This window comes from Streptomyces sp. NBC_01485 (genome assembly GCF_036227125.1).
Lineage (GTDB): Bacteria > Actinomycetota > Actinomycetes > Streptomycetales > Streptomycetaceae > Streptomyces.
Map to the genome: position 1 here is coordinate 426037 of NZ_CP109435.1, position 11348 is coordinate 437384.

Here is an 11348-nt window from a genome sequence, read left to right on the forward strand (position 1 = left end):
CGTACCCTCAGCGCAGTCCTCCGAGGATCACCGACAGGAAGCGGTAGGGCACATGGCGTATGAGCCGCGGCAGCCGATGGCCGAACCTCGTCCGTTGCTCGAGCGACACCGGGAACTCAAGGCGCTCGACTCGACTTTGTCGAAGCTGCGCCGTGCCGTCGAACGCGTACCGCAGGCGCGGTCCGGCGGACTGCTCGCGTTCACCGGTCCGGCCGGACTGGGCAAGACGGCGCTCGTCGCGGAGGCACGGGCACGAGCGGTGGCACAGGGGTTCACGGTGTTCTCGGGCCGGGGCGGCGAGACGGAACAGGACCTGGCGTTCCGCGTGGTGCGCCAACTCGCCCAGCCCGCCCTGGCGGCGATGGACGAGACGGAACGCCGTACCTTCCTGGGGAGTTGGTACGACATCGTCGCCGTCGCGCTCGGTCTCGAGGCGACGGACACCGCCCATGCGCCGGACCCGACCGGCGTGCGAGACGGTCTCGACTGGGTCATGACCCGTCTCACGATGATGAAGGCTCCCGTCGTCCTGCTCCTGGACGACCTGCACTGGGCCGATGCCGAATCCCTCAGCTGGCTGGCCTCGTTCGCGCCTCGGGTCGCGGACCTGCCACTCCTGATCATCGTCGCCTACCGGCCCGACGAACTGCCGCCCGAGGCGGCCGCCTTCCGCACTCTCGTCGCGCATCACGGGAACCGCCCGTACGTTCTGGAACCGCTCACCCGCGCCGGCGTGGCACGCATCATCAGGGACGAAGTGGGGGACGGGGCCGAGGACGACTTCTGCGAGAAGTGCTTCAAGGCGACCGACGGGAGCCCGCTTGACACCGTCGAACTCGCCATCGAACTCGGCAGACGCAAACTGAAGGGCACCCGGGACGACCTGCCCGCGATGCGGGACATCGCCTCGGCGGTCAGCGGCCCAGGCCTGATCAAGCGTCTCCAGGCGCTCGGCACGACCACCGTCCGCTTCGCGCAGGCCGCGGCCGTCCTGGGCGCGCCCTTCTCACCGGAACTCGCCGCCACGATCGCGGTGATCGGCAGCGAGGACACCACCGAGGCGATCGAGAAACTGCGTGTCGCCCGGATCGTGGCCGACGGCCACGGACCCGGTGGAAGCCTCGACTTCGTGCACTCGCTGATCGCGACCACGATCTACCGGAACATCCAGCCCGCCTCCTTTCGGGTCGGCATGCACAACGCGGCCGCGGAGGCCGTCCGTGCGGCGGGGTTCAGTGCCGCCAAGACCTCGCGCCATCTGCTGGAGCTCCCGTGCGAGGGCAGGCCCGAGGTGGTCGAGTGTCTCCGGGAGGCCGCCCGTGAGTTCCTTCGCGCCGGGGCCCCGGAGGCCGCCCGGCGTGTGCTGGCCCGAGCGCTGCAGGAGCCCCCGCTCCCGGAGGACCGTGCCGTACTCCTCCACGAACTCGCCGGCTCGACCTTTCTGATCGAGCCCACGGCCACCGTCACCCTCCTCAAGGAGGCGCGGGCCGAAGTCGGGGTGGATCCCGCTCTGCGCGCCTCCATCGTCTACCGGCTGACCCAGGCACTGGCCCACACGGACCAGTTGGCCGAGGCCGCGGCCGTCGCCGACGACGAGTCACGCCAGACCACGAATGCCCGCATCCGACTGCGCATGCAGGCCGATCACTTCGTCTGGAGTTCGTTCCGCACGGACGAGCCCGATGCGCCCGCCCGCTCGCGTCGGCTGATGAAGCTGGCTGAGCGACTGACCGGACGGGGCCTGGAGGAGCGGTACATCCTGGGGCTGCGGGCATGGGACGGGGTGTTGCGCGGCGAGCCGCGGCAGGCCGTCCTGGCGACCGCCGAGGAAGCTCTGCGTGGCGGACTGAGCTGGACCGACGAGAACCGGGGCTTCGAGGTCCCCGTCTCGGTCGCCCTCGTGTTCATGTACTGCGACCAGCCACGACGGGCCGAAGACCTGTTCACCAAGGGCATCACCGAGTGCGAGGGCAAGGGGTGGCGTGGCTCCCACCTCGCCCTGGGCCAGACCCTCTACGGCTACATCTGCTACCGACGCGGCTTTCTCATCGACGCGGAGGAACTGGCTCGGGAGGGGCTGCGCACCGCCGAGAAGGTGGAAGGGGCCGTGCCCGCCCAGTGGTTCGCCATCGGCATCCTCATCCAGACCCTGCTGGCCCGAGGCCGCACCGCCGACGCACGCCGGATCGCGGACACGTACCGCTACGGCGAGGTGGTCCCGAACGCCGTCATCTACCCCGATCCGCGCTCCGTGTACGCCGAGCTGCTCATCGCGGAGGGACGGCACGCCGAGGCGGAAAGCCTGTTGTCCGACGTCGGGGAGTGGCTGGACGGACGAGGCTGGCGCAACCCCGCCTGGTGTCGCTGGCAACTGAACCTGGTGCAGGCCGTCGCCTCGACCGACCCCGACCGTGCGCTCTCGCTCGCCCGGGACGCCGTCAAGCGGGCCCGGGACTTCGGCGCGGCTTCCGTGATCGGCCAGGCGCTCCGTGCCGAGGCGGAGGTGACCGCCGGGCCGGCGGCGCTGGACGTGCATGCGGAGGCCGTCGAACATCTGGAAGGGTCGCCCGCTTCGTACGAGCTGGCCCGTGCGCTGGTCGGCCACGGTGCCGCGCTGTCGCGCAACGGCCGGTTGCAGGAGGCCGCGAACCGGCTTTACCAGGGCCTGGAGAGCGCCGTCCACTGCGGTGCCGAGACGCTGGCCGCCCGCGCCAGGGAGGAGCTCTCGGCAGCCGGGCTGCGACCGCTGCCGCTGCGCTACGCGCAGACGGACACGCTCACCGTCCAGGAACGCAGGACCGCCGAACTGACGGTCCAGGGGCAGCCGGTGGCCGTGGTCGCGAAGGAACTGCGCCTCACCGAACAGGGCGTGCGGCAACTGCTCTCGTCCGTCTACCGCAAGATCGGCACCGATGCCACCGATCTCCAAGCAGCCCTGGACACCTTCCCCCGCGTCCGGCACTGACCGCCGTCACAGGGGCCGCTGCCGCCCCTCCCAGTACGGCTCCCGCAGCCGCCGCTTGTACAGCTTCCCGTTGGGATCGCGGGGCATCTCGGCGATGAAGTCCACGGTCTTGGGCCGCTTGTACCCGGCGAGCCGCTCGGCGCAGTGGCCGAGGAGCGTGGCGGCGAGGTCGGGGCCGGGCTCGTGCCCCGGGGCCGGTTCGACGACCGCCTTGACCTCCTCGCCCCAGTCGTCGTGCGGGATGCCGAAGGCGGCGGCGTCGGCGACGGCGGGGTGGGCGAGCAGCGCGGACTCGATCTCGGCGGGGTAGATGTTGACGCCGCCCGAGATGATCAGGTCGATCTTGCGGTCCCGGAGGAAGAGGTAGCCGTCCCCGTCGAGGACACCGAGGTCGCCGACGGTGAAGAAGTCACCGATGCGGTTCTTCCGCGTCTTGTCCTCGTCCTTGTGATAGGCGAAGCCGCCGGTCGTCATCTTCATGTAGACCGTGCCCAGTTCACCGGGCGGGAGGGGGTCGCCGTCGTCGTCGAAGACCGCCAACTCGCTGATGGGCCAGGCCTTTCCGACCGTGCCGGGCTTCTTGAGCCAGTCCTCGGCGGTCGCGAAGGCGCCGCCGCCCTCGCTGGCCGCGTAGTACTCCTCCACGCACGTGCCCCACCAGTCGATCATCGCCCGCTTCACATGGTCCGGGCAGGGCGCGGCGCCGTGGATGGCGTGCCGCATGGACGTGACGTCGTACGACTGCCTGGTGGCCTCCGGGAGGGCCAGCAGGCGGTGGAACTGGGTCGGGACCATGTGGGTGTGGGTGCAGCGGTGGGCGTCGATGAGGCGGAGCATCTCCTCGGGCGTCCACTTGTCCATCAGGACCAGCGGGTGGCCGATGTGCAGGGACGCGCTCGCGAACTGGAGGACGGCCGTGTGGTAGAGCGGCGAGCAGACCAGGTGGACGTTGTCGTCGAACGGCCGGACGCCGAAGATGCCGAGGAAGCCGCCGAGGTACGCCTCTTCGGGCGGTTTGCCGGGCAGTGGGCGGCGGATGCCTCGGGGCCGGCCGGTGGTGCCCGAGGTGTAGTTCATGACCCAGCCGAGGGTGCGGTCGGCGGGCGCCGACTCCGGCTGCCCGTCGAGGAGTTCGGCGTACGGACGGAAGCCGTCGGCCTCGCCGACGGCGTACCGGTGGGTGGCGGGGAGGCCGGCCTCGTCGGCGGCGCGGGACGCCTGGTCGCCGTAACGCCCGTGTGCGAGCAGGACCTTGGCGCCGGAGTCGGAGACGATCCAGGCGATCTCGGGGCCGACGAGGTGGTGGTTGACGGGGACGAGGTAGAAGCCGGCCTGGGTGGCGGCGAGATGGGCGGTGAAGAACTCCGCCGAGTTGGGCAGTACGACGGCGAAGGCGTCGCCGCGTTCGAGACCGGCGGCGCGCAGTCCGTGCACGAGCCGGTTGGCGGCGGCGTGCAGGCGTCCGGCGGTCCACTCCTCGCCGTCCGGTGCGATCAGGACCGTGCGGTCGGGGTCGGCGGTCGCCTGGGCCCAGAAGCCCGTGGGGGGTGTGCCGGTCACTGGCCGCTCCTTCCGGCGATGCGGTTGACGTGGTCCACGGCCCGCTCGAAGCCGCGGGTGAGGTCGTCGAAGACGGCCTGGACGCTGCGGACTTCGTTCATCCGGCCGACGATCTGGCCGACGGGCGTGCCGAGCAGCGGGTCGACCCCGTGCTTCTGGATGCGCGAGACGGCCTCGGCGACGAGCAGTCCCTGCAGGGGCATGGGGAGGGTGCCGGGTCCGTCGGGGGCGTCCCAGGCGTCGGTCCATTCGGTACGGAGCTGGCGGGCGGGTTTCCCGGTCAGCGCGCGGGAGCGGACCGTGTCGCCGGAGCCGGCCGCGAGGAGCTTGCGGGTGAGGGCGGGCGAGTGCAGGTCGGCCTCCGCGGTGGTCAGCCAGACCGACCCGAGCCACACGCCCTGGGCGCCCAGGGCGAGGGCGGCGGCGACCTGCCGTCCGCTGCCGATGCCGCCGGCGGCGAGGACCGGCAGCGGGTCGACGGCCTCGACGACCTCCGGGGTGAGCACCATGGAGGCGATCTCGCCGGTGTGCCCGCCCGCCTCGTAGCCCTGGGCGACGACGATGTCGATGCCGCCGTCCCTGTGCTTGCGGGCGTGCCGGGCGCTGCCCGCGAGCGCGGCGACGAGGACGTGTCGCTCGTGGGCGCGGGCGACGACGTCGGCGGGCGGGGAGCCGAGGGCGTTGGCCAGCAGCCGGATCGGGTAGTCGAAGGCGACGTCGAGCTGACTGCGGGCGACCTGCTCCATCCAGCCGGTGATCCGCCACCCGGACGCCTCGCCCTCGGCCAGCTCCGGCACCCCGTACTTGGCGAGGGTGTCCCGCACGAACTGCCGGTGCCCCTCGGGGATCATCGCCTCGACATCGGCCTCACTGACGCCCTCGACCTTCTTCGCGGGCATGACGACATCGAGGCCGTACGGCTTGCCGTCGACATGCGCCTCGATCCAGTCGAGGTCGCGTTTGAGGTCGTCGGGGGCGGTGTAGCGGACCGCGCCGAGCACGCCGAAGCCGCCCGCGCGGCTGATGGCCGCGGCGACTGCGGGGAACGGCGTGAACCCGAAGACGGCGTGCTCGACTCCCAGTTGCTTGCTCAGCTCCGTCTGCATGGGCGCAGGATGCCCCAGCCGACCGGCCGACGGAAGGCTTTTTCTGATACACCGTCAGATTCTTGCGCCGGGGCCGCTGTTCAACCGCCGCGGGGTCTCAGTCGGCCGGTGTCTCCAGTACCGCCATCGCCGCGTTGTGGCCCGGCACTCCGCTCACCCCTCCGCCGCGCACCGCCCCGGCGCCGCACAGCACGATGTTCGCGTGCCGGGTCTCCACGCCCCAGCGGCCGGTGCCCTCCTGGGCGTACGGCCAGGTGAGGTCGCGGTGGAAGATGTTGCCGCCGGGGAGTCCGAGGTCGCGCTCCAGGTCCAGCGGGGTCCGCGCCTCGATGCAGGGGCGGCCGTCGGCGTCGGTGGCCAGGCAGTCGGCGAGGGGTTCGGCGAGGTGGGCGTCGAGCTGGGCGAGGGTGGCTTTGAGGAGTTCCTCGCGCACGGCGTCGTTGTCCCGTTCGAAGAGCCGGGCGGGTGTGTGCAGGCCGAAGAGGGTCAGGGTCTGGTAGCCCTGTTCGACCAGGTCCGGGCCGAGGATGCCCGGGTCGGTCAGGGAGTGGCAGTAGATCTCGGAGGGCGGGGCGGCGGGGAGTTCACCGGCGGCGGCCTGGGCGTGGGCGGTGGCGAGCTGTTCGTAGCCCTCGGCGATGTGGAAGGTGCCGGCGAATGCCTCACGCGGGTCGACGGCGCTGTCGCGCAGCCTGGGCAGCCGCTTGACCAGCATGTTCACCTTGAGCTGGGCGCCCTCGGCGGGGGCGGGCGGCGCGTCGCCGGTGAGGGCCGCGAGGGCTTGCGGGGAGGCGTTCACCAGGACGTGGCGGGCGGCGGCGACACCCTCGCCGTCGGCCGTGCGGTACGTGACCTCCGCCGTACGGCCGTCCGTGGCGATGCGTACCGCCTCGTGCCCGGTGGCGAGGACGGCGCCCGCGTCCCGGGCGGCGGCTGCGAGGGCGTCGGTCAGGGCGCCCATGCCGCCGACGGGGACGTCCCAGGCGCCGGTGCCGCCGCCGATGACGTGGTAGAGGAAGCAGCGGTTCTGCTTGAGGGAGGGGTCGTGGGCGTCGGCGAAGGTGCCGATGAGGGCGTCGGTGAGGACCACGCCCCGCACCAGGTCGTCCGCGAAGCGCTCCTCGACGGCGACGCCGACGGGCTCCTCGAAGAGGATCCGCCACGCCTCCTCATCGTCGACGCGCCGGCGCAGTTCGTCCCGGGTGGGCAGCGGTTCGGTGAGCGTGGGGAACACCCGCCGGGCGACGCGGCCGGTCATGCCGTAGAAACGCTCCCATGCCGCGTACTCGCGCTCGCCGCCCGTCAGCCGCGCGAACGCCTCCCGGGTGCGTTCCTCGCCGCCGCCCACGAGCAGTCCGGTCGACCGTCCGCCGCGCTCCACGGGGGTGTACGAGGAAATGGTGCGACCCTGGACGCGGAAGTGCAGCCCCAGGTCCCGCACGATCTTCTGCGGGAGGAGGCTGACCAGGTACGAGTAGCGTGACAGCCGGGCGTCCACGCCGGCGAACGGCCGGGTGGAGACGGCGGCGCCCCCGGTGTGGTCCAGCCGCTCCAGCACCAGCACGGACCGCCCGGCCCGGGCCAGATAGGCGGCGGCGACCAGCCCGTTGTGTCCACCGCCGACGATGACGACGTCGTAGGCGCGGTGCCCCCCGGGGGCGCGGTGACCCTCGGCTCCTTCGTGTCCCTCGTGTGCAGGCATGGATCCTTCGTAACACGACCCGATCAAGATCGGCCAGAGGCGATCACGGGCAGCCGGTCAGGGGCGCTGGAGCCGGAGCCGGACCCCGAGGAAAGTCGGCGTGCGGTGGGTCTGGATACGGGGTCTCGGCTCCCATACGACGCATACGATCAGGATGACCTCAAGTACGTTGAAACGCGAGCATGTTGGACGCGAGGGGAACCCTTGACCGCCGCACCGAAGCCGAAGTTGAAGCCCGATCCAGATCCCGGGTCCGGTCCCGAGCCCCGTCAGACCGCCGCGCTGTTGCTCAACCGGCGTGGTCAGTACCTCCTCCACCTGCGCGATGCGCACAAACCGATCTGCGATCCGGGTACTTGGTCGCTGCCCGGCGGTGCCTGTGAGGGGGACGAGACGCCCGAGGAGGGCGTCGTGCGTGAGCTGCTGGAGGAGACGGGACTCGTCGTCGACGGACTGACCCGGTACACGGTCGTCGACGACAACATCCAGGTTTTTCTGGGCAGTTGGGACGGCGATCCCGCCTTGCTGCCCGTCACCGAGGGCATCATGTTCGCCTTCTTCGACGCGGCGACCACCGCTCGCCTGACGATGGCGCCATGGGCCGCGGAGGTCCTCGACCGGCACCGGGCCGACCCCGTCGTTCCCTCGCCGCAGCCGCCCGCGCGGCAGCACGTCCTCAACGCCGTGGGCGTCCATCTCCATCTGGAACGCGACGGCAAGATCCTTCTCGGGTTGCGCCATCCCGACTCGCCCTTCGCGCCCCTCAGCCATCACTTCCTGGCCGGTCACTGCGAGCAGGAGTCCGCCGTCGCCTGTCTGATCCGCGAGGCCCGGGAGGAGGCCGGTCTGGAGATCGCGGCGGCGGACGTCGAGCTGGCGCACGTCGTCCACGTCCTGCACGCGCCCGCCACCCGGCCGCGCCTCCAGCTCGTCTTCCGCGCCCGGCACTGGCAGGGCGAGCCACAACTGCTGGAGCCGGACAAATGCCTCGGCTGGGACTGGTGGCCCGTGGACGCGCTGCCGGAGCCGATGGTGGCGTACGCGAGGGCGGCGATCACCGGAATCCGCGAAGGACGGCTGTACACGGAACTGGGCTGGGGTCAGACGGGCTGACCCTGGACGTCGGTGTCAGGGCTCGGCAGGCCTACGCTCCGCCGGCCGCGCGGTGCTGTCGCAGCACCGCCACCCTCCGGTACAGGTCGGCCGCCTCCTGACCGCGGCCGAGCTGTTCCAGGCAGTGGGCCTCGTCGCTGCGGCTCGCGAGGGTGTCGGGGTGGTCGCCGCCCAGGACGTGCTCGCGGGTCGCGGCCACCCGCCGGTACTCGGCCAGGGCGTCGGCCCAGCGGCCCAGCCAGCCCAGGCCGACGGCGACCTCGCGGCGGCTGACGAGCGTGTCGGGATGGTCGGCGCCGAGCACCCGCTCGCGGATCGCGCACACGTCCCGGGACTCGGCGAGCGCCTCCTCCCAGCGGCCCAGCCGGCCGAGGTTGACGCCGAGACCGTGCCGGGCGCGCAGGGTCTCGGGGTGGGCCCGGCCGTGGAGGCGGGTGCGGTCGTCGACGAGGTCGCGGTAGAGCTGGAGCGCCTCCTCGCTGCGGCCGAGGCGGCCCAGGCTGATGCCGGTCTCGTAGCGGGCGGCGAGGGTGTCGGGGTGGTCGGGGCCGAGCGCCTGCGCGCGGGCCGCGGCGACCTCCCGGTAGGCCTGCAGCGCTTCCGGCCAGCGGCCCAACTGGCCCAGGGCGTAGGCGACTTCGTAGCGCGTGACGAGCGTGTCCGGGTGGCTGGGGCCCAGCACGCGGGCGCGGGCGACGGCCACCTCGCCCGCCATCCGGTACGACTCCTCCAGGCGGCCGAGCCGGCTGAGGTTGAAGGCGAGGTTGTGGCGGCAGCGCAGGGTGTCGGGATGGTCGGCGCCCGTCGTGCGCACCCGGACGGCGAGGACCGACGCGTACACCTGCCGGGCGTCGGAGTGACGGCCCAACTGGCCGAGCACATAGGCCATTTCCTGGCGGGTGGCGAGCGTGTCGGCGTGCTCGGCGCCCAGGACCCGGGTGCGGGCGGCGGCCACGTCCTGGTACTCGCGCAGCGCGTCGGTGGCGCGGCCGTTGCGGCTGAGGGTGAAGGCGACCTCGTAGCGGCTGGCGAGGGTCTCGGGGTGGTCCGGGCCGAGGAGGTGCGCGCGTTCGGCGGCGACGGCGCGGTGCAGCTCCCCGGCCTCGGCCCAGCGCCCGAGTCGGGCGAGACCGAGGCCCGCGTCGTGCCGTCCGACGAGCTCGGTGAGCGCGGTGAGCTCCTGCGGGGACGGCGTGTCCGGCGACGGCGGAACGGGGGCGGCGCCGAGGGCCGGCCGGGGGATCCACTCGCCGGTCAGGGCCGCCCCGGCGTCCGGGATCGTGACCGGCAGTCCGGCGCCGGTGGCCTTGTGGCCGGTGGTCATGCCCCGGGTCCAGGACGGCAGCCGGGGCTCGAGGCCCGCGGGCTCGGGCGGCAGCGGCTGGGGCGGCCGTGTCTCGGGCCCGGGTGTCACCACGGTCGGCACGTACGCCGATGCGGTGCGGCCGGCGGCGATGCGCCGGACGATCTCGCGGGCGTCGTGGGGGCGTTGTCCGGGCTGCTTGGCCAGCAGGTCCAGGATGATCCGGTCGAGGTGCTCGGGCAGGTCGGGGCGGTGCTCGCGCGGCGGCCGGGGCGGGGTGTCGCGGTGGCCGACGAGGATCGCCCACGGGTCGTCGAGGTCGAACGGCGGTGCCCCGGTGGCGATCTCGTACAGCACGCACCCCAGCGAGTAGAGGTCGCTGCGGTGGTCGACCTCCTCGGCGCCGATCTGCTCGGGCGACATGTAGTGCGGGGTGCCCATGGCGATGCCGGTGCCGGTGAGGCGGGAGGTGAAGCCGATGTCGTGGCCGAGGCGGGCGATGCCGAAGTCGCAGATCTTCACCGTGCCGTCGGTGAGCCGCACGATGTTCGCGGGTTTCAGGTCGCGGTGCACGATGCCCTGCCGGTGGGTGTAGGCGAGGGCCGCGGCGACCTGGTCGGCGATCTCCACGACGTCGGGGACGGGCAGCGGCCGGCGCTCGTTGTCGTCCAGCAACTGGCACAGGTCGCTGCCGTCCAGGAGTTCCATGACGAGGAAGAGGACGCCGTCGTGGTCGCCGAAGTCGTGGACGACCGTCACCCCGCGGTGCTGGAGCGAGGCGGCGACGCGGCCCTCGCGCCGGAACCGCTCGCGCACGACGCGCCCGAAGGACGGGTCGCGGTGCGGGCTGATCGGTTTGAGACACTTCACGGCGACCTGTCGGCCGAGGGACTCGTCACGGGCCCGCCACACCTCGCCCATGCCCCCGCGCCCGATCAGGTCGATCAGCCGGTACCGGCCCTGGATCAGCCTGCTCTCCGCCATAGTGCGCCGCCGCCCCCGTCACTTTCCGGCCCTCCCCCTGGCTCGTCCAGTATGGCGGCCTATGGCTTGGCTTTGTACGGCACCGGACGGGCCTGGGGGCCGAGCCGGGCCATGGCCCGCAGGATGTGCTGGGGCGGAAGCTGCCACCGCACCCGTACGGGGACACGGCGCAGCAGGGTGCCCGTGGCCCTCAACCGGCGGGTGACGGTGGCGGGTTGCGGGGCGCGCCTGCCGTACAGCTCGTGGGCGTACGGCGGCAGCGAGGCGTACGCCAGGTGCGCCACGCGCCGCCACAGCAGGGCGCGCGCCGGGACGAGCAGGGGGTGGGCCGGCGGTCGGAGCAGGAAGTCGTCGACCTCGCGCGCCTCGGGTCCGGCGGCGAGTTCGGGGCGCACCTTCTCGAAGTACGCCTCCATCTCGGCCCGGTCGCCGGGTACGGCGTCGGGGTCGAGGCCCACCAGGCGGGCGCTGACGCGGCGTTCGGCCATGTAGCGGTCGGCAGCGGCGTAGGTGAGGGGGTAGCCGGAACGGCGCAGGACGTGCAGATGGGAGTCGATCTCGGCGCAGTGCACCCACAGCAGCGCGGGTTCGTCGACGCCGTAGCGTGAGACTGGT

The 11348-nt window shown here is 72.5% G+C and carries 6 protein-coding genes and 1 pseudogene; 2 read left to right on the forward strand and 5 right to left on the reverse strand.

Annotated elements, in window-relative coordinates; translation table 11 throughout:
* Positions 1-52: 52 nt before the first annotated feature.
* Complete coding sequence (locus OG352_RS01805) at positions 53-2965, forward strand: ATP-binding protein (RefSeq protein WP_329213584.1); 2913 nt, start codon at positions 53-55, stop codon at positions 2963-2965.
* Between the two features lie 6 nt (positions 2966-2971).
* On the opposite strand, the gene OG352_RS01810 is transcribed toward OG352_RS01805, so the two are convergent.
* From OG352_RS01810 to OG352_RS01820, 3 genes are all read right to left on the reverse strand, one after another.
* Positions 2972-4525: an acyl-CoA synthetase gene (locus tag OG352_RS01810; protein WP_329213586.1), complete on the reverse strand. Its 1554-nt coding sequence runs from the start codon at positions 4523-4525 to the stop codon at positions 2972-2974.
* Positions 4522-5631, reverse strand: coding sequence for an NAD(P)H-dependent flavin oxidoreductase (locus OG352_RS01815; RefSeq protein WP_329213588.1), 1110 nt, complete (start codon positions 5629-5631; stop codon positions 4522-4524). Before OG352_RS01815 ends, OG352_RS01810 begins: the two co-directional genes overlap by 4 nt.
* A 97-nt stretch (positions 5632-5728) precedes the next feature.
* Positions 5729-7333, reverse strand: a complete 1605-nt coding sequence (locus OG352_RS01820; protein WP_329213590.1) for a phytoene desaturase family protein — start codon at positions 7331-7333, stop codon at positions 5729-5731.
* 204 nt (positions 7334-7537) lie between these two features.
* On the opposite strand from OG352_RS01820, the gene OG352_RS01825 reads away from it, so the two are divergent.
* Entirely contained in the window at positions 7538-8446 is a 909-nt protein-coding gene (locus tag OG352_RS01825; protein ID WP_329213592.1) for an NUDIX hydrolase, read from the forward strand.
* 31 nt (positions 8447-8477) lie between these two features.
* Here OG352_RS01825 and OG352_RS01830 read toward each other — a convergent pair whose 3' ends face one another.
* Positions 8478-10733 (reverse strand): serine/threonine-protein kinase, encoded by a 2256-nt coding sequence (locus OG352_RS01830; protein ID WP_329213594.1) that lies wholly within the window; start codon positions 10731-10733, stop codon positions 8478-8480.
* Positions 10734-10792: 59 nt separating this feature from the next.
* A pseudogene (locus tag OG352_RS01835) lies at positions 10793-11338 on the reverse strand (oxygenase MpaB family protein); the annotation flags it as partial.
* Positions 11339-11348 lie beyond the last annotated feature (10 nt).

Excerpts from the sequence above, each read along its gene's own strand:
- OG352_RS01805 (WP_329213584.1), top strand. The coding sequence starts at position 53 with ATGGCGTATGAGCCGCGGCAGCCGATGGCCGAACCTCGTCCGTTGCTC.
- OG352_RS01815 (WP_329213588.1), bottom strand. The coding sequence starts at position 5,631 with ATGCAGACGGAGCTGAGCAAGCAACTGGGAGTCGAGCACGCCGTCTTC.
- OG352_RS01820 (WP_329213590.1), bottom strand. The coding sequence starts at position 7,333 with ATGCCTGCACACGAGGGACACGAAGGAGCCGAGGGTCACCGCGCCCCC.
- OG352_RS01830 (WP_329213594.1), bottom strand. The coding sequence starts at position 10,733 with ATGGCGGAGAGCAGGCTGATCCAGGGCCGGTACCGGCTGATCGACCTG.